The following is a 17863-nucleotide window of genomic DNA, read 5'->3' as shown; positions in this document are numbered from 1 at the left end:
CGGCCAGGGAAGCGGCCGACGATGCAGAACGAAGTGATGAGGAGGAGGCGGTGAATCCGACCACCGCCGACGATGCAGAACGAAGTGATGAGGAGGAGGCGGTGAATCCGACCACCGCCGACGATGCAGAACGAAGTGATGAGGAGGAGGCGGTGAATCCGAATGCCTGACCCGGCGCGGGCCCGCCGTCTGGCCAAGCGGATCAACACGATCGTCGCCTCGGCGATCGAGTTCGAGATCAAGGATCCCGGACTGGACGGCGTCACCATCGTCGACACGAAGATGACCGCCGACCTGCACGACGCCACGGTGTTCTACACGGTGATGGGACGCACGCTGGACGACGAGCCGGACTACGGCGCCGCCGCGGCCGCGCTGGAGCGGGCCAAGGGCGCGCTGCGCACCATGGTCGGGGCCGGCACCGGCGTGCGTTTCACCCCCACCCTCACGTTCACCCGCGACACCACGTCCGACAGCGTGGCGCGGATGGACGAATTGCTGGCCCGGGCCCGCGCCGCCGACGCTGATCTGGCGCGGGTTCGGTCCGGCGCCAAGCCGGCTGGGGAGGCCGATCCATACCGGGAGAGCGGATCGGGCGTCGAGCCCGGCCGGGACGGGAGCATCGGTGACGACGACCAACCCGAATACTGAGCTGACCGGCGTCCGCGTGGATGCGCACGGCGCCGTCGAGTTGCTGTCGCGGGCGGGCACCGTCGCGGTGATCGCGCACGTGCATCCCGACGCCGACACCATCGGGGCGGGGCTGGCCCTGGGGCTGGTGCTGGACAAGTGCGGCAAGCGGGTCGAGGTGAGTTTCGCCGAGCCGGCCGGGCTGCCCGAGTCGCTGGCGTCGCTGCCCGGCTGCCGGTTGCTGGTCAGGCCGGACGAGATCCGGCGCGACGCGGATTTGGTTGTCACCGTTGATGTTCCGAGCGTCAAGCGGCTGGGCGTGTTGAGTGAGTTGGCGGTCACCGGCCGCGAGGTGCTGGTCATCGACCACCACGCCTCCAACGACGTGTTCGGCACCGCCAATTTCATTGACGTGGCGGCTGATTCGACGACGATGATGATCGCCGACATCCTGGACGCCTGGGGCAAGCCCATCGACCCCGACGTCGCGCACTGCATCTACGCGGGCCTGACCACCGACACCGGCTCGTTCCGGTGGGCCAGCGCCCGGGCGCTGCGGCTGGCCGCCCGGCTGGTCGACATCGGCGTGGACAACGCCGCGATCAGCCGGGCCCTGATGGACACTCATCCGTTCGGATGGCTGCCGCTGCTGTCGCGCGTGCTGGCCTCCGCGCAGCTGCTGCCGGACGCGGTCGGGGGCCGCGGCCTGGTGTATGCCGTTGTCGGCAACCAGGATTGGATCAGCTCACGCCCGGAGGAAGTCGAGAGCATCGTCGACATCGTGCGCACCACGCAGCAGGCCGAGGTGGCCGCGGTGTTCAAGGAGATCGCGCCGGGGCAGTGGTCGGTGTCGATGCGGGCCAAGGCGCAGGTCGACCTGGCGGCGGTGGCCTCCGGGTTCGGCGGCGGCGGGCACCGGCTGGCGGCCGGCTACTCGACCACCGGCTCGATCGAGGACGCGGTGGCCTCGCTGCGCGCCGCCCTGGGGTAGCACGGCTTTCCAGGTTCTCAGAACGCCCAGCTGCCCGAGCGCTGCACGACGAACCCGTGGTCGCCGCTGGTGGTGTCCAGGCAGGCGATGAGGTGGTCGGCTCCCACCGCGCAGGTGACGTTGAGGTAGGTCAGCTTCTGGCCGGCGCCCAGCGTTTTGCCGCCGGACGGCAGCGGGGCCGGATTGCCGTCGCACCCGCCGTAGGACATCCGGCTCAACTGGTAGCCCGGCCCCTTGAAATCGACGGTGCCCAGCACGCAGTCGCCCGGGCGGGGCCGGCCGCCGGGGAAGGGCACGTCGTCCATCCCGGACATGTCGCCCTTGCACTTGATGTCCTGGGACGGCTGCGGCACCGGCGCCGGCCCGCCGTAGAAGTCGCAGGCCACGGCGTAGGGGGTGGAGAAACCGATCCGCCGCGGGCTGCCCGGCGCGCCGCTGGTCAGGTAGCCGTCGGACGGGACGGCGGTGAAACCGTCCAGGTTGGGGAAGCCCGGCGGCTGCGCGACCGCCCGCGGCGCCACCGCGGCGATGGCCGCCAGCGCGAGCCCGCCGAGCACCCTGGTGACGCCGACCACCGCACGCATCTGCTGATCGTATTGGGTCGGCGGATGAGACCCAACGGAGCGCCCGGTCGGTGCCGGTCAGCGGACCTGGGAGCGGCCGCGCGCCAGCACCGCCTCCCGGTTGGCGGCGATGTCGTCGCCGCTGGTCCGGAACTGCCGGGCCGCCATGGCCTCCTGCCACAGCCCCGCGCTGGTCTGCGCGTCGTCGATGCGGTGATAGGAGGCCAGCAGCGCGCGCACCGCGTTCTGGTTGTTCCCGACGATCGAGGCCGCCACGGCCCGGGCGGCGCCCAACAGCTGGTCGTGCGGCACCACCTCGGTGACCAGCCCGGCCCGCAGCGCGTCGGCCGCCGACAGGTAGTCGCCGGTCAGGCTCATCCGGCGGGCCAGGCCGATGCCCACCTTCTGCGGCAGCCGCACGCTCAGCCCCCAGGTGGGCAGCAGGCCGACCCGGGCGTGCGTGTCGGCGAAGCGGGCGTTCTCCGAGGCGATCAGGATGTCGCAATACAGCGCCAGCTCCAGCCCGCCGGTGACCGCGGCGCCGTTGATGGCGCCGATCACCGGCTTGGTCAGCGCCGGCCAGCGCGGCGAGATGTCCGGCAGCGCCGACGAGCCGCCCAGCTCCTTGAGATCCAGCCCCGCGCAGAACACCGGATCGGCGCCGGTGATGATGACGACGTCCACGTCGTCGTCCGTCTCGGCGTCGGCCAGGGCGCCGAAGAAGCGGTCCCGCAAGGCCGCGGACAGCGCGTTGCGGGCCTGGGGCCGGTTGAGGGTGAGGGTGCGCACCCGCTCCTCGGTGTTGCTCAGCAGGATCTCGTCGGTCATGCGTTTACCGTAGCCAGCCGGCCGATGCGAGCGGAGGCGGTCCCTGGCCGCAGCGCTTATGGTTGGACCCATGTGCCGGAACATCACCGAACTGCGCGGTCTGCAGCCGGCGGCCACCGCCGAGGAAATCGCGGCGGCCGCGCGCCAATACGTGCGCAAGGTCAGCGGCATCACCCGCCCGTCGGCGGCCAACGCCGACGTTTTCGAGACCGCGGTCGCCGAGGTCACCGAGGCCACGACGCGGCTGCTGGCCGCGCTGCCGCCGCGGCGTCAACCGCCCAAGACGGTCCGCCGCTGCGCCGGCCCGAGGTGATGGCGCGATTGGCGGGAGCGAAATGACGCTCGCCACAACGACTCTCGCGCTCAAGGAGTGGAGTGCGGCGGTGCACGCGCTGCTGGACGGGCGGCAGAGGGTGCTGCTGCGCAAGGGCGGCATCGGGGAGAAGCGGTTCGAGCTGGCGGCCGGCGAATTCCTGTTGTTCCCGACGGTCGCGCACAGCCACGCGCAGCGGGTGCGGCCCGAGCATCAAGACTTGCTGGCGCCCGCCGCCGCCGACAGCACCGACGACGAGCTGGTGATCCGCGCGGCCGCGAAAGTCGTTGCGGCGGTTCCGGTCAACCGGCCGGACGGCCTGCCGGCCATCGAGGATCTGCACATCTGGACGGCCGAGTCGGTGCGCGCCGACCGGCTCGACTTCCGCCCCAAGCACAAGCTGGCCGTGCTGGTGGTGTCGGTGACGCCGCTGGCCGAGCCGGTGCGGCTGGCCCGCACGCCGGACTACGCCGGCTGCAAGAGCTGGGTGCAGCTGCCGGTGCACGCTCGGCTGGGGCCGCCGGTTCACGATGACGAAACGCTAGCCGCCGTCGCCGACCGGGTCCGCGACGCCGTCGGCTGACGGCTCGGCCGGCCCGACGGGCAGCAGCAGCCGGGAGCGCCCGTAACGCACGCTGTGGGTGACCGGGGTGAGCCGCCGGGCGGTCAGCACCGGTTCGCCCGAGCCCAGATTATGGGCGTAGCGCGGCGACCAGCTGCCGGCGATCAGCAGCCGGATGCGCGAGCCGGCCCGGAAGCGGTGGGCCGTGCCGTCCAGTTCGAGGCGAATGACCTTGTCGGCCTCAGGTTTTGCCGCGGCGCTGAGCCGCCGGTAGGTCTCGGTGACGTTGCGCGACCAGCCCGCTGCGTCGACCTCGCTCACCCGCACGAACAGATCCGCGTGCGGATGGTCGGCGCCGTGGGCGAGCTCGACGACCGGGTTGCCGTACACGTACACGTCCTCGGTGAGGGTGGCGCTGGTGAACGCCAGCACGTCGTCGCGGGACGCCAGCCGGGTGTCGTCGCGGTAACCGCCGTTGGGGGACAGCAACGGACCGCCGGTGGTCGGCGTCGGGTGAGCCGGGTCGTAACGAAAGGTGGCCGGCGCCAACCCTTTCAGGCTCGGCGCCGTCTCGCCCAGGTAGCCGCCGGGGCGCAGGTACAGCGCGCGCTCGGTGGTGGCCGGGGGCCAGTCCGGTAGGCGGCGCCAGGCCCGGGCCCGGTCCACGCCGGTGACGTAGACGTGCACCCGGCCCGCCCGCCGGCCGGGCGCGTCGCCCAGGTGGGTGTCCAGCCACTGCAGCGACTCCCGGGTGCAGACGCCCAGCCCGCTGGTGAGCAGCTGGGTGTGGGTCCACGGGCCGACGGTGAGCGCGACGTCGACGCCGCGGGCGCGCAAGTGCGCGTACTGTTGCAGGGTTTGGCGGATGAAGAGGTCCTGCCAGCCGCCCACCAACAGCACCGGCACGCGCACCCGGTCCAGGGCTTCATTGCACCGCAACGAGTTCCAGAACGGATCGGATGGGTCGGCGTGTTCGATCCAGGATTCGAACCAGGGCGCGCCGGTGCCCAGGAGCGCCCGGGCGGCCTCGCCGAGCGGCACCCCGGCCGCCGCTTCGGCCACCTTGCGGCGGGCCCGCAGCTGGTGCAGCGCGGCCCGGGCGCGCACCGGGTCCTCCTGGTGCGACACCATGTCGCTCCAGCCGAGGAAGTCGTTCACGGCGAACGACCCGGTGCCCCAAGTTGATTCGTTGAAGTCGTGCGGACCGACCATGATGACGGCGGTGGCCATGTCCGGCGGCGGGTCCTGCAGCAGCGCCCACTGCGTGAACCCCAGATAGGACATTCCGATGGTGGCGAAGCGGCCGGTGAACCAGGGCTGTTCGCGCAGCCATGCCACGGTGTCGGCGCCGTCGGCGACCTCGTGGGCCATCGGCTCGAACACCCCGCCCGAGCCGAACGTTCCGCGCACGCTTTGCAGCACAACGTGATAGCCGCGCGCGGCGTACAACCCGCCGAACACCAGCGCGAACGGAAACCCGCGTCCGTAGGGGGCGCGCACCAGCAGGGTGCCGGCCGGCGCCGAGGTGGCGGGCGCGTAGTGGTCGGCCACCAGCTCGACGCCGTCGCGCATCGGCACCGCGACCCGCCGCACGGTGTAGTCGGTGGTGGCCGGAGGCAGGCCCAGCAGCCGGCCGGCGGCCCTGCCGCCGAGGTGTCGCAGCGTGTGCAGCGCCGGCTGCGCCGGGCGAAGTGAAGTCAGACTCACGGCCTAGAACTTGTAGTAGGGGGCCAGGTCGTTGGCGCGCTGCAGATTGGTCTGCATGCAGTCGACCTCGGGATTGGAGTAAACGGTCGAGTAGTACAGCGCCTGCTGCAGCACGCCGTAGCTGGTCTTGAACGCCACCATGCAGGAGTAGAACCAGTAGCTGTTGTGGTAGGTGGGCTTGAGCACCCAATACTGCGCGGCGCGGTGGCCGACGATCGTCGTCTCGACCGCGTCGGCGGGCAGCGACTGCTCGTAGGTGCGCCAGATGATCGGCTCGACGGCCACCTGGTAGTTCCCGGCGTCGAAGTGGCAGCGCAGCCCGTCCTCGTGTTCGGGTGGCGTGAAGGCCAGCCCCAGCCCCTGGACGGCGTCGAACGGGATGTCCTCACACGGGTCGAACGGGCGCGGGTCGGTGGTCGCCACGATGGGGCTCTTCATGGTGGTCTCCAGCGGCTGGGCGGTCGATCGCAGCTCGACGGGCCCGGCGGCGCCGCCGTCCGGCGCGGGTGGGGCGCTCAGCACCCCCGCGGTGCCCGCGATGGCCGCTGTGAGCAGCGCACCCAGCGCCCCCAACAGCCGAACATTGGCGAACACGACACCCCCTGACGCCTCAGCGGTTCCTTTGCCGGGAGTGTACAAGTCGGGTGCGCGGCGTCACAGCCCGACAAGAACTTGTTCCAATCGGAGCGGGGGTGGCGCGGTGGAGTCGTTAGGGTGGGGAGTCGTGGCAGGCCACGAATCGAGCAACGCGGGACAACCGACGCTGTGGGCGGTGTCCGACCTGCACACCGGGCATCTGGGCAACAAGCCGGTCACGGAGTCGCTGCACCCGTCGTCGCCGGAGGACTGGCTGATCGTCGCCGGCGACGTCGCCGAACGCACCGACGACATCCGCTGGGCCCTTGACCTGCTGCGACGGCGGTTCGCCAAGGTGATCTGGGTGCCGGGCAACCACGAGCTGTGGACCACGACCCGCGACCCGGTGCAGGTCTTCGGCAAGGCCCGCTACGACTATCTGGTCAACATGTGCGACGAGATGGGCGTCATCACGCCCGAGCATCCGTTCCCGGTGTGGACCGAGCGCGGCGGCCCGGCCACCATCGTGCCGATGTTCCTGCTCTACGACTACAGCTTCTTGCCGGACGGTGCCGCAAGCAAGGCCGAGGGCCTGATGATCGCGCGGGACCGCAACGTGGTGGCCACCGACGAGTTCCTGCTCTCCCCGGAGCCCTATCCGACCCGGGAGGCGTGGTGCCGGGAACGGCTGGAGATCACCCGCGCCCGGCTGGAGGCGCTGGATTGGATGACGCCGACCGTGCTGGTCAACCACTTCCCGCTGGTACGCGAGCCGTGCGACGCGTTGTTCTACCCGGAGTTCTCGCTGTGGTGCGGCACCACCAAGACCGCCGACTGGCACACCCGCTACAACGCGGTGTGCTCGGTCTACGGCCACCTGCACATCCCGCGCACCACCTGGTATGACGACGTGCGGTTCGAGGAGGTGTCGGTGGGCTATCCGCGGGAGTGGCGGCGCCGCAAGCCCTACGGCTGGCTGCGCCAGGTGCTGCCGGATCCCCAGTACGCGCCGGGCTACCTCAACGACTTCGGCGGTCACTTCGAGATCACTCCCGAGATGCGCCGGCAGGCCACGCAGTTCCGGGAACGGTTGCGGCAGCGGCAGTCACGATGACGGGCACGCTGGTCTCCTCGGTGCTGCCCGCATCGGACGGCCTGGCCTACTCGGAGGTGTACTCCGATCCGCCGGGGTTGGCCCCGCTGCCCGAGGAGGAGCCGTTGATCGCCCGGTCGGTGGCCAAGCGGCGCAACGAGTTCATCACCGTGCGGCACTGCGCGCGCATCGCGCTGGGCGAGCTCGGCCTGCCCCCGGCGCCGATCCTCAAGGGAGAGAAGGGAGAACCCCGCTGGCCCGACGGCGTGGTGGGCAGTCTCACCCATTGCACGGGCTATCGCGGGGCGGTGGTGGGCCGCACCGGCGCGGTGCGCTCGGTGGGCATCGACGCCGAACCGCACGACGTGCTGCCCGACGGGGTGCTGAACGCGATCAGCCTGCCCGCCGAACGTTCCGAGATCCCGTCTGCCCTGCCCGGGGATCTGCATTGGGATCGAATCCTGTTCTGCGCCAAGGAGGCAACGTACAAGGCCTGGTTCCCGCTGACGCGGCGCTGGCTGGGCTTCGAGGACGCCCACATCACCTTCGAGGCCGACCACCCGGGCGCGACGACGGGCGGTTTCGTCTCGCGGATCCTGATCGATCCGGCGGCGCTGTGCGGTCCGCCGCTGACCGCGCTGTCCGGCCGGTGGTCGGTGGCGCGCGGGCTGGTGCTGACCGCCATCGTGCTATGAGCCCTCCGGGCCTGGTCGTCGTCGACAAGCCGGCGGGAATGACCAGTCACGACGTGGTGGGCCGGTGTCGCCGGATCTTCGCGACCCGACGGGTGGGGCACGCCGGAACGCTGGACCCGATGGCCACCGGCGTGCTGGTGCTCGGCGTGGAGCGCGCCACCAAGATCCTCGGCCTGCTGACCGCGGCCGCCAAGTCGTACTCGGCCACCATCCGGCTGGGCCAGGCCACCTCCACCGACGACGCCGAGGGCGACGTGGTGCGCAGCGTCGACGCGCGGCACCTGACGAGCCAGGCGATCGAGGCGGCGGTGGGCGGGCTGCGCGGCGACATCCACCAGGTGCCCTCGACCGTCAGCGCGATCAAGGTGGCCGGCAAGCGGGCCTACAAGCTGGTCCGCGAGGGCCAGGCCGTCGAGCTGCCGGCCCGCCCGGTGCGCATCGACCGGTTCGAGGTGCGCGACGTGCGCGCCGCCGGTAAGTGCGTGGACGTCGACGTCGAGGTGGACTGCTCGTCGGGAACTTACGTTCGGGCGCTGGCCCGCGACCTGGGCGCGGCGCTCGGGGTGGGCGGGCATCTGACGGCGCTGCGGCGCACCCGGGTCGGGCGCTTCGGGCTTGAGCAGGCGTATGGGCTCGACGAGCTGGCCGAGTGCCCGCGGCTGAGCTACAGCCTGGACGAGGCATGCCTGCTGATCTTCGGGCGCCGCGATTTGTCCGCCGACGAGGCCGAGGCCGCCGGCAACGGCCGGGCCCTGGCGGCGGCGGGGATCGACGGAGTGTATGCCGCCTGCGCTCCCGACGGCCGGGTGATCGCGCTGCTGCGCGACGAGGGCGCACGGACCAAGTCCGTGGTGGTTTTGCGCCCGGCGACGATGCAGGACGGTACGTCCTGAGGAGGAGTCGGGCCATCGGGTCCAGCCCGGCGACGCTTTAGCCGCCCGGCCCACGCTTTAGCTGCCCCGGCCCAACGGTTGGTCGGGCCACGTTGCACACTGAGAGCCTGAGCCGTTGGGAAGGGGACAAAGATGTCCAACAAGGTTTACGTCGTCGGCGTCGGCATGACGAAATTCGAGAAGCCCGGCCGCCGCGAGGGCTGGGACTATCCGGACATGGCGCGCGAGTCGGGGACCAACGCGCTGGCCGACGCCGGCATCGACTACCGCGAGGTGCAGCAGGGCTACGTCGGCTACGTCGCCGGCGACTCGACGTCCGGCCAGCGCGCGCTCTACGAGCTGGGCATGACCGGCATCCCGATCGTCAACGTCAACAACAACTGCTCCACCGGTTCGACCGCGCTCTTCCTGGCCGCCCAGGCCATCCGCGGCGGGCTCGTCGACTGCGCGATCGCGCTGGGTTTCGAGAAGATGCAACCGGGCTCGCTGGGCGGCGGCGCCCAGGACCGCGAATCGCCGATGGGCAGGCACGTCAAGGCGATGGCCGAGATCGACGAGTTCGCCATGCCCGTCGCGCCCTGGATGTTCGGCGCCGCCGGCCGCGAGCACATGCGCCAATACGGCAGCACCGCAGAGCATTTCGCCAAGATCGGCTATAAGAACCACAAGCATTCGGTGAACAACCCGTTCGCCCAGTTCCAGGAGTCCTACACGCTCGAGGACATCCTGGCCGCGCGGATGATCTCCGACCCGCTGACCAAGCTGCAGTGCTCGCCCACCTCGGACGGCTCGGGCGCGGCGATCCTGGCCAGCGAGGCGTTCGTCGACAAGCACGGGCTGGCCGGCCAGGCGGTGGAGATCGTCGGCCAGGCCATGACGACGGACTTCGCCTCGACGTTCGACGGCAGCGCGAAGAACCTCATCGGCTACGACATGAATGTGCAAGCGGCGCAACAGGTTTACAACCAATGCGGGTTGGGGCCGCAGGATTTCCAGGTGATCGAGCTGCACGACTGCTTCTCGGCCAACGAACTTCTGCTCTATGAAGCCCTCGGCTTGTGCGGCCCGGGCGAGGCGCCCAAGCTGATCGACAACGGCGACACCACCTACGGCGGGCGCTGGGTGGTCAACCCGTCCGGCGGCCTGATCTCCAAGGGGCACCCGCTGGGCGCCACCGGGCTGGCGCAATGCGCCGAGCTGACCTGGCAGCTGCGCGGCACCGCGGACAAACGTCAGGTCGAAAACGTCAGCGCCGCACTGCAACACAACATCGGGCTGGGCGGCGCGGCCGTCGTCACCGCCTACCAGCGCGCCGAACGCTAAGCGCGCCATGATCGAATGGTCCGACACCGACCTGATGGTCCGCGACGCCGTACGGCAATTCGTGGACAAGGAGATCCGGCCGCACCTGGACGAATTGGAAAGCGGCGCGATGTCGCCCTATCCGATCGCGCGCAAGCTGTTCAGCCAGTTCGGCCTCGACACCATGGCCGCCGAGGCGGTCAAGAAGATGCTGGACCGCGAGCGTAGCGGTGTCGACGAAAATGGCGACAGCTCAGGCGCCGCAAATGAATTCAGCGGCGGCGGCGCGCAAGGCTCGATGATCGCGGTGCTGGTCTCCGAGATCGCTCGGGTCAGCATCGGATTGCTGTCCACCGCGTCGGTCAGCCTGGGCCTGGGCGCGGCCACCATCGCCAGCCGCGGGACGCTGGCCCAAAAAGAGCGCTGGCTGCCCGAGCTGATGACGCTAGAAAAGATTGCGGCGTGGGCGATCACGGAGCCGGACTCGGGCTCGGATGCGTTCGGCGGCATGAAGACCTCAGTCCGGCGCTCCGGCGACGGAGATGGGGCCTACATCCTCAACGGGCAGAAGACCTTCATCACCAACGGGCCCTACGCCGACGTGCTGGTGGTTTACGCCAAACTCGACGAGGGCGACCCGTCGGTGGACAAGCGCAACCGCCCGGTGCTGGTCTTCGTGCTCGATGCGGGCATGCCGGGCCTGACCCAGGGCAAGCCGTTCAAGAAGATGGGCATGATGTCCTCGCCGACGGGCGAGCTGTTCTTCGACAACGTGCGGCTGACCCCGGATCGTCTGCTCGGCGAGAGCGAACAGCACACCGAAGGCGACGGCCGCGACAGCGCCCGGGCCAATTTCGCCGCCGAGCGGATCGGGATCGCGATGATGGCGCTGGGCATCATCGACGAATGCCACCGACTGTGCGTCGATTACGCCAAGAGCAGGACATTGTGGGGCAAGAACATTGGGCAGTTCCAGCTGATCCAGCTCAAGCTGGCCAAGATGGAGATCGCCCGAATGAACGTGCAGAACATGGTCTTTCACACCATCGAACGCCAGCAGGCGGGTAAACCGCTGACGCTGGCCGAGGCCTCGGCAATCAAGCTGTACTCGTCGGAGGCGGCCACCGAGGTGGCGATGGAGGCCGTGCAGCTGTTCGGCGGCAACGGCTACATGGCCGAGTACCGGGTGGAGCAGCTGGCCCGCGACGCCAAATCGCTGATGATCTACGCCGGCAGCAACGAGGTCCAGGTCACCCACATCGCCAAGGGTTTGCTGTCGAGCTGAGTCCGTCGCGCCGACCGGGTCGCCGAACGTGCACTGAGCGCGAAAAAAGGGCGGCGGAATCGCAACCAGTGCACGCTCGGCGGGGGAGAGGCGCGGCGCGGGGCGCGAGGCGCGGGGCGCGGGGAGAGGCGCGGCGTGGGGCGCGGGGCGCGAAACCGCGAGGGCTCAAAAGGCGAGTTATGCCGTCACCCAGATCGCCCGGGCGGCGGGGCTGCCCAGGTCCACCGTTGTCTCGGCGCCGTCCCCGGACTCGATAGCTACCGAGATCATGCCGGCGAACTCGCGGCGGGTCAGCACCCGCAGCCGCGAGTCCAGGTTGATGCCGACGTCGGTGAAATAGCGCAGCATCTCCGAGTCGGCGTCGGAGATGCGGGCCACCGTCCCGGTGTCGCCGTCGCCGCACGCCCACAGCTGACGGGCCGGCGGGGTGGGCACCTGGCCGTCGGTGGCAGGTATCGGGTCACCGTGCGGGTCGCGCTGCGGGAAGCCGAGTTTGGCGTCGATGCGCGCCACCAGGCGGTCCGACACCGCGTGCTCGAGCACCTCCGCCTCGTCGTGCACCTCGTCCCAGGCGTAGCCCAGCTCGTTGACCAGGAAGGTCTCCAGCAGCCGGTGCCGGCGCACCATCTCAAGCGCCGCGCGCCGGCCCGCCTCGGTCAGGGTCACCGCGCCGTACTTCTCGTGGTCGACCAGCCCCTGTTCGGCGAGTTTGCGGATCGACTCGGAGGCGGTGCTGGCCGACACCCCGATCTTCTCGGCCAGCATCTTGGTGCTGACCTTCTGCGGCGCACCCTCGGGCGACCACTCCTGGGCATTCCAGATGGCCTTGAGGTAGTCCTGGCCGACCGCGGTGAGACCGCCACGCTCTTCGTCAGCCCTCACAAGGAGAAAGTTTAGGCAACCCAACCTCGATCCGGCGTGTTCCCCGCCACGTCGCCCGGCGTTGCGCGCCGCGGACCTCCCGGCGGGCGGCCGCGCGCCGTAGGCTTGCGGGCGTGCAGCGGTGGCGCGGCCAAGACGAGATACCCACGGACTGGGGCAGGTGTGTGCTGACCATCGGCGTGTTCGACGGTGTGCACCGCGGCCACGCCGAGCTGATCGCGCACGCGGTCAAGGCGGGGCGGGCCCGCAACGTGCCGACGGTGTTGATGACGTTCGACCCGCACCCGATGGAAGTGGTCTACCCGGGCAGCCATCCCGCCCAGCTGACGACGCTGACCCGGCGCGCCGAGCTGGTCGAGGAGCTGGGCATCGACGTTTTCCTGGTGATGCCGTTCACCACCGACTTCATGAAACTCACCCCGGACCGCTACGTGCACGAGCTGCTGGTGGAGAACCTGCACGTGGTCGAGGTGGTGGTGGGGGAGAACTTCACCTTCGGCAAGAAGGCGACCGGCAATGTGGAGACGCTGCGGCGGGCAGGCGAGCGATTCGGGTTCGCCGTGGAGGCGATGTCGCTGCTCTCCGAGCACCACAGCAACCAGACCGTGACGTTCTCCTCGACCTACATCCGGTCCTGCGTGGACGCCGGCGACGTGGTGGCGGCCATGGAGGCGCTGGGCCGTCCGCACCGGGTGGAGGGCGTCGTCGTCCGCGGCGAGGGGCGGGGGATCCAACTGGGCTTCCCGACGGCCAACGTGGCCCCGCCGATGTATTCGGCGATCCCCGCCGACGGGGTCTACGCCGCCTGGTTCACCGTGCTGGGCCACGGGCCGGTGACCGGCACCGTCATCCCGGGTGAGCGCTACCAGGCGGCGGTATCGGTGGGCACCAACCCGACCTTTTCCGGGCGCACCCGCACCGTCGAGGCGTTCGTCCTGGACACCCAGGCCGACCTGTACGGGCAGCACGTCGCGCTGGATTTCGTCGCCCGCATCCGCGGCCAGCACAAGTTCGACTCGGTCGACGACCTCGTCGTCGCGATGGGCCAGGACACCGAGCGGGCGCGTCAGCTGCTGTCCGCCGGCTAACACACCAGCGTTTATGCCCGCCGGTCCCCGCGCTGCTAGACTGCCCGACGACATCGGCGCGTGCTGCGGTTCGCGGTGGCCGCGCCCGAACTCGTGATTATCGCGGACCGATCGATGGAGACAATTTCGTGGCGCTGACAGCCGAGCAGAAGAAAGAAATCCTGGGCACCTACGGCCTGCATGACACCGACACGGGCTCCCCGGAGGCGCAGGTCGCGCTGCTGACCAAGCGGATCGCCGACCTGACCGAGCACCTGAAGGTGCACAAGCACGACCACCACTCGCGGCGCGGACTGCTGCTGCTGGTCGGGCGGCGCCGGCGGCTGCTCAAGTACGTCGCCCAGATCGACGTCGAGCGGTACCGCTCGCTGGTCGAGCGGCTGGGCCTGCGCCGCTGACCCGGTAGCGGCCGCGCACGAACAACCGATTCCGCCGGCGATGCTGGCGGGTGCGCCCGCCCGTGTAGAGTGAGGACGTTATGGGCCGATTCGGCCCGAGCAACCGGTGCGGTCACGCAGATCCGCGTGTGCCGTTCCAGCGTGTCACTACGCACCTTTCGAGGGGGCACCTTCGAGGGAGCAGCCCGGTCTGCATCGGGCGGTCTTCGGTAGTGGCTGCCGGGCTCTCCGGATCTGGAGCAGGTCGGCCGCTTCGATCGATGGCCGTAGCCGCATACAGACTGGCTCCTCGAAAAGCTCCGCGGGTGGCTCGCAGGCCCATTCGGGTCGGTGAGTGATCCTGCAAACCCTCTCCAGTTGCGCGTGATGACGCGAAACAGCCGAATAAGAGAGGCCGTACGGACGTCTATGTCTGTCGCTGAAATTGAAGAAGGCGTGTTCGAGGCGACCGCCACCATCGACAACGGGAGCTTCGGCACCCGCACCATCCGCTTCGAGACCGGCCGGTTGGCCCAGCAGGCCGCCGGCGCCGTCGTCGCCTACCTCGACGACGAGAACATGCTGTTGTCGGCGACTACCGCCAGCAAGAGCCCCAAGGAGCACTTCGACTTCTTCCCGCTCACCGTCGACGTCGAGGAGCGGATGTATGCCGCGGGCCGCATCCCCGGCTCGTTCTTCCGCCGCGAGGGTCGCCCCTCCACCGACGCCATCCTGACCTGCCGGCTCATCGACCGCCCGCTGCGGCCGTCGTTCGTCGACGGCCTGCGCAACGAAATCCAGGTCGTCGTCACGATTTTGAGCCTGGACCCCAACGACCTGTACGACGTGCTGGCGATCAACGCCGCGTCGGCCTCCACCCAGCTGGGCGGTCTGCCGTTCTCCGGCCCCATCGGCGGGGTGCGGGTGGCGCTGATCGACGGCACCTGGGTGGCGTTCCCGACGGTCGAACAGCTCGAGCGCGCGGTGTTCGACATGGTGGTGGCCGGCCGCAAGGTCGACGGCGCCGACGGGCCCGACGTCGCCATCATGATGGTCGAGGCCGAGGCCACCTCCAACGTCATCGAACTCATCGACGGCGGCGCCCAGGCGCCCACGGAAACCGTTGTGGCCCAAGGCCTTGAGGCCGCCAAACCGTTCATCGAGGTGCTGTGCACCGCGCAGCAGGAGCTCGCCGACAAGGCCGCCAGGCCCACCAGCGACTACCCGACCTTCCCCGACTACGGCGACGACGTCTACTACTCGGTGGCGTCGGTGGCCACCGACGAGCTGTCCAAGGCGCTGACCATCGGCGGCAAGGCCGAACGCGACGCGCGCACCGACGAGCTCAAGGCCGAGGTGCTGGCCCGACTGGCCGAAACCTATGAGGGCCGCGAGAAAGAGGTCAGCGCCGCGTTCCGCTCGCTGACCAAAAAGCTGGTGCGCCAGCGCATCCTGACCGACCACTTCCGCATCGACGGCCGCGGCATCACCGACATCCGCGCGCTGTCCGCCGAGGTCGCCGTCGTTCCGCGGGCACACGGCAGCGCGCTGTTCCAGCGCGGTGAAACCCAGATCCTGGGGGTGACCACGCTGGACATGGTCAAGATGGCCCAGCAGATCGACTCGCTGGGGCCCGAGACCACGAAACGCTATATGCACCACTACAATTTCCCGCCGTTCTCCACCGGCGAGACCGGCCGGGTGGGCTCGCCCAAGCGCCGCGAGATCGGCCACGGCGCGCTGGCGGAGCGTGCCCTGGTGCCGGTGTTGCCGAGCCTCGAGGACTTCCCGTACGCCATCCGGCAGGTGTCCGAGGCGCTGGGCTCCAACGGCTCGACGTCGATGGGCTCGGTCTGCGCGTCCACGCTGGCGCTGCTCAACGCCGGGGTGCCGCTCAAGGCGCCGGTGGCCGGCATCGCGATGGGCCTGGTGTCCGACGACATAGAAGTTGAGGCGGGAGACGGCACAAAATCGCTTGAGCGCCGCTTCGTCACCCTGACCGACATCCTGGGCGCCGAGGACGCGTTCGGCGACATGGACTTCAAGGTGGCCGGCACCAAGGACTTCGTCACCGCGCTGCAGCTGGACACCAAGCTCGACGGCATCCCGTCGCAGGTGCTGGCCGGGGCGCTGAGCCAGGCCAAGGATGCCCGCCTGACCATCCTCGAGGTGATGGCCGAGGCCATCGACGAGCCCGACGAGATGAGCCCGTACGCGCCGCGGGTGACCACCATCCGGGTCCCGGTGGACAAGATCGGCGAGGTGATCGGCCCCAAGGGCAAGATCATCAACGCCATCACCGAGGAGACCGGCGCCCAGATCTCCATCGAGGACGACGGCACCGTGTTCGTCGGGGCCACCGACGGCCCGTCGGCGCAGGCCGCGATCGACCGGATCAACGCCATCGCCAACCCGCAGCTGCCCACCGTCGGCGAGCGGTTCCTCGGAACCGTGGTCAAGACAACGGATTTCGGCGCGTTCGTGTCGCTGCTGCCCGGGCGTGACGGCCTGGTGCACATCTCCAAACTCGGCAAGGGCAAGCGCATCGCCAAGGTCGAGGACGTGGTGAACGTCGGCGACAAGCTGCGCGTGGAGATCGCCGACATCGACAAGCGCGGCAAGATCTCGCTGGTCCTGGTGGAGGAAGACAACTCGGCACCCGCCGACGCCCCGGCGGCCGCCCCTGCCGATGCCACCAGCTGACAGCAGAAGGCGAGCAGCTGACTCATCGACCGGCGCCCTGCGCGCCGGCAAGGTCGTCGAGGCGCAACCGCACCCGCACGCCGCCCTGCGGCGCAGCACGCTGCCCGGCGGCCTGCGGGTGGTCACCGAGTACCTGCCCGCGGTGCGGTCCGCCTCGGTCGGGGTGTGGGTCGGCGTCGGCTCCCGCGACGAGGGTGCCACCGTGGCCGGCGCCGCGCACTTCCTCGAGCACCTGCTGTTCAAGTCCACGCCCACCCGCACCGCGGTGGACATCGCGCAGGCGATGGACGCCGTCGGGGGAGAACTGAACGCGTTCACCGCCAAGGAACACACCTGCTACTACGCGCACGTGCTGGACGCCGACCTGGAACTGGCCGTCGACCTGGTCGCCGACGTGGTGCTCAACGGCCGCTGCGCCGCCGAGGACGTCGAACTCGAGCGTGACGTCGTGCTGGAAGAGATCGCGATGCGCGACGACGACCCCGAGGACGCGCTGGGGGACATGTTCCTGGGCGCGCTGTTCGGCGACCACCCGGTGGGCCGGCCGGTCATCGGCACCGCGCGGTCGGTCGCGTCGATGACGCGGACGCAGCTGCACTCGTTTCACGTCCGCCGCTACACACCCGAACGGATGGTGGTGGCGGTGGCCGGCAACGTCGACCACGACGAGGTGGTGGCGATGGTGCGCGAGCACTTCGGGCCGCACCTGGTCCGCGGGCGGCAACCGATCGCGCCGCGCAAGGGCGCCGGACGGGTGAACGGCCGGCCCGGGCTGCTGCTGGGCACCCGGGACGCCGAGCAGACGCACGTGTCGCTGGGGGTGCGCACGCCCGGGCGCGGCTGGCAGCATCGCTGGGCGCTGTCGGTACTGCACACCGCGCTGGGCGGGGGCCTGAGTTCGCGGCTGTTCCAAGAGATCCGGGAGCTGCGCGGGCTGGCCTACTCGGTCTACTCGACGGTGGACATCTTCGCCGACAGCGGCGCACTGTCGGTGTACGCCGCCTGCCAACCGGAACGCTTCGCCGAGGTGATGGCGGTGACCAGCGGCGTGCTCGAGTCGGTGGCCCGCGACGGCATCACCGAGTCGGAATGCCGGATCGCCAAGGGCTCCTTGCGCGGCGGCCTGGTGCTGGGTCTGGAGGACTCCGGCTCGCGGATGAGCCGGCTGGGCCGCAACGAACTCAACTACGGCCGGCACCGCAGCATCGAGCACACCCTGGCGCAAATCGACCGGGTGAGCGTCGACGAGGTCAACGCGATCGCCCGCCGGCTGCTCACGCAGCACTACGGTGCCGCGGTCCTGGGCCCGTATGGCACCAAACGGTCACTGCCCCAACAACTTCGGGCGATGGTACGGTAAGCCAATGTCCGCCTC

The 17863-nt window shown here is 70.0% G+C and carries 17 protein-coding genes and 1 pseudogene; 13 read left to right on the top strand and 5 right to left on the bottom strand.

The features are described from left to right. The first annotated feature begins 162 nt into the window (after positions 1-162). Both rbfA and NF20_RS11110 read left to right on the top strand, forming a co-directional pair. Entirely contained in the window at positions 163-651 is a 489-nt protein-coding gene (gene rbfA / locus NF20_RS11115; protein WP_033712654.1) for a 30S ribosome-binding factor RbfA, read from the top strand. Continuing rightward, positions 626-1621 (top strand): DHH family phosphoesterase, encoded by a 996-nt coding sequence (locus tag NF20_RS11110; RefSeq protein WP_023865194.1) that lies wholly within the window; start codon positions 626-628, stop codon positions 1619-1621. Before rbfA ends, NF20_RS11110 begins: the two co-directional genes overlap by 26 nt. A gap of 17 nt (positions 1622-1638) precedes the next feature. Here NF20_RS11110 and NF20_RS11105 read toward each other — a convergent pair whose 3' ends face one another. Both NF20_RS11105 and NF20_RS11100 read right to left on the bottom strand, forming a co-directional pair. Then, on the bottom strand, positions 1639-2205 hold the full coding sequence (locus tag NF20_RS11105; RefSeq protein WP_033712656.1) for a hypothetical protein: 567 nt from the start codon (positions 2203-2205) through the stop codon (positions 1639-1641). Positions 2206-2262: 57 nt separating this feature from the next. After that, on the bottom strand, positions 2263-3012 hold the full coding sequence (locus NF20_RS11100) for an enoyl-CoA hydratase (RefSeq protein ID WP_033712657.1): 750 nt from the start codon (positions 3010-3012) through the stop codon (positions 2263-2265). A gap of 70 nt (positions 3013-3082) precedes the next feature. Between NF20_RS11100 and NF20_RS11095 the strand changes: the two are divergent. After that, positions 3083-3351: pseudogene (locus tag NF20_RS11095) on the top strand (DUF2277 domain-containing protein). Beyond that, positions 3348-3908 (top strand): DUF1802 family protein, encoded by a 561-nt coding sequence (locus NF20_RS11090; RefSeq protein WP_009978046.1) that lies wholly within the window; start codon positions 3348-3350, stop codon positions 3906-3908. The pseudogene NF20_RS11095 and the gene NF20_RS11090 overlap by 4 nt, the downstream one beginning before the upstream one ends. Here the strand turns inward: NF20_RS11090 and NF20_RS11085 are convergent. Further along, positions 3867-5594, bottom strand: coding sequence for a CocE/NonD family hydrolase (locus NF20_RS11085; RefSeq protein ID WP_033712659.1), 1728 nt, complete (start codon positions 5592-5594; stop codon positions 3867-3869). The two genes, NF20_RS11090 and NF20_RS11085, sit on opposite strands and share 42 nt — an antisense overlap. 3 nt (positions 5595-5597) lie before the next feature. Next, the gene (locus NF20_RS11080) at positions 5598-6188 is read right to left on the bottom strand and encodes a DUF3558 domain-containing protein (RefSeq protein ID WP_033712660.1); all 591 of its coding nucleotides are present in this window, start codon (positions 6186-6188) and stop codon (positions 5598-5600) included. A 130-nt stretch (positions 6189-6318) separates the two neighbouring features. Here NF20_RS11080 and NF20_RS11075 point away from each other — a divergent pair, with 130 nt between their 5' ends. From NF20_RS11075 to NF20_RS11055, 5 genes are all read left to right on the top strand, one after another. Next, on the top strand, positions 6319-7284 hold the full coding sequence (locus NF20_RS11075; protein WP_033712661.1) for a metallophosphoesterase family protein: 966 nt from the start codon (positions 6319-6321) through the stop codon (positions 7282-7284). Further along, entirely contained in the window at positions 7281-7958 is a 678-nt protein-coding gene (locus tag NF20_RS11070) for a 4'-phosphopantetheinyl transferase family protein (protein ID WP_011725616.1), read from the top strand. The genes NF20_RS11075 and NF20_RS11070 overlap by 4 nt, the downstream gene beginning before the upstream one ends. Then, positions 7955-8851 (top strand): tRNA pseudouridine(55) synthase TruB, encoded by an 897-nt coding sequence (truB, locus tag NF20_RS11065; RefSeq protein WP_033712662.1) that lies wholly within the window; start codon positions 7955-7957, stop codon positions 8849-8851. The genes NF20_RS11070 and truB overlap by 4 nt, the downstream gene beginning before the upstream one ends. Positions 8852-8983: 132 nt before the next feature. Beyond that, positions 8984-10174 (top strand): lipid-transfer protein, encoded by a 1191-nt coding sequence (locus NF20_RS11060; protein ID WP_003875158.1) that lies wholly within the window; start codon positions 8984-8986, stop codon positions 10172-10174. A 7-nt stretch (positions 10175-10181) separates the two neighbouring features. Next, positions 10182-11438, top strand: coding sequence for an acyl-CoA dehydrogenase family protein (locus NF20_RS11055; protein WP_023868402.1), 1257 nt, complete (start codon positions 10182-10184; stop codon positions 11436-11438). A 177-nt stretch (positions 11439-11615) separates the two neighbouring features. Here NF20_RS11055 and mntR read toward each other — a convergent pair whose 3' ends face one another. Further along, positions 11616-12320, bottom strand: a complete 705-nt coding sequence (gene mntR, locus NF20_RS11050; protein WP_003875160.1) for a manganese-binding transcriptional regulator MntR — start codon at positions 12318-12320, stop codon at positions 11616-11618. A gap of 113 nt (positions 12321-12433) precedes the next feature. On the opposite strand from mntR, the gene NF20_RS11045 reads away from it, so the two are divergent. The 4 genes from NF20_RS11045 to NF20_RS11030 all read left to right on the top strand — a co-directional run bounded on the left by NF20_RS11045 (position 12434) and on the right by NF20_RS11030 (position 17848). Beyond that, positions 12434-13408: a bifunctional riboflavin kinase/FAD synthetase gene (locus tag NF20_RS11045; protein WP_003875161.1), complete on the top strand. Its 975-nt coding sequence runs from the start codon at positions 12434-12436 to the stop codon at positions 13406-13408. 128 nt (positions 13409-13536) lie between these two features. Further along, positions 13537-13806 (top strand): 30S ribosomal protein S15, encoded by a 270-nt coding sequence (gene rpsO, locus NF20_RS11040; RefSeq protein WP_003878661.1) that lies wholly within the window; start codon positions 13537-13539, stop codon positions 13804-13806. A 408-nt stretch (positions 13807-14214) separates the two neighbouring features. Then, entirely contained in the window at positions 14215-16488 is a 2274-nt protein-coding gene (locus NF20_RS11035; protein ID WP_023861122.1) for a polyribonucleotide nucleotidyltransferase, read from the top strand. Then, positions 16475-17848: a M16 family metallopeptidase gene (locus NF20_RS11030; RefSeq protein ID WP_003875166.1), complete on the top strand. Its 1374-nt coding sequence runs from the start codon at positions 16475-16477 to the stop codon at positions 17846-17848. Before NF20_RS11035 ends, NF20_RS11030 begins: the two co-directional genes overlap by 14 nt. Positions 17849-17863: the final 15 nt, after the last annotated feature.

It is taken from the genome of Mycobacterium sp. MAC_080597_8934 (genome assembly GCF_000523975.1).
Classification (GTDB): domain Bacteria; phylum Actinomycetota; class Actinomycetes; order Mycobacteriales; family Mycobacteriaceae; genus Mycobacterium; species Mycobacterium avium.
Note: the sequence above shows the minus strand (reverse complement) of the source record. Positions and strands in the feature narration are given on the sequence as shown.

Coding starts and splice junctions, on each gene's coding strand:
- NF20_RS11100 (WP_033712657.1), bottom strand. CDS start 3,012: ATGACCGACGAGATCCTGCTGAGCAACACCGAGGAGCGGGTGCGCACC.
- rbfA (WP_033712654.1), top strand. CDS start 163: ATGCCTGACCCGGCGCGGGCCCGCCGTCTGGCCAAGCGGATCAACACG.
- NF20_RS11070 (WP_011725616.1), top strand. CDS start 7,281: ATGACGGGCACGCTGGTCTCCTCGGTGCTGCCCGCATCGGACGGCCTG.
- NF20_RS11055 (WP_023868402.1), top strand. CDS start 10,182: ATGATCGAATGGTCCGACACCGACCTGATGGTCCGCGACGCCGTACGG.
- NF20_RS11105 (WP_033712656.1), bottom strand. CDS start 2,205: ATGCGTGCGGTGGTCGGCGTCACCAGGGTGCTCGGCGGGCTCGCGCTG.
- NF20_RS11030 (WP_003875166.1), top strand. CDS start 16,475: ATGCCACCAGCTGACAGCAGAAGGCGAGCAGCTGACTCATCGACCGGC.
- NF20_RS11035 (WP_023861122.1), top strand. CDS start 14,215: ATGTCTGTCGCTGAAATTGAAGAAGGCGTGTTCGAGGCGACCGCCACC.
- truB (WP_033712662.1), top strand. CDS start 7,955: ATGAGCCCTCCGGGCCTGGTCGTCGTCGACAAGCCGGCGGGAATGACC.
- NF20_RS11060 (WP_003875158.1), top strand. CDS start 8,984: ATGTCCAACAAGGTTTACGTCGTCGGCGTCGGCATGACGAAATTCGAG.
- NF20_RS11090 (WP_009978046.1), top strand. CDS start 3,348: ATGACGCTCGCCACAACGACTCTCGCGCTCAAGGAGTGGAGTGCGGCG.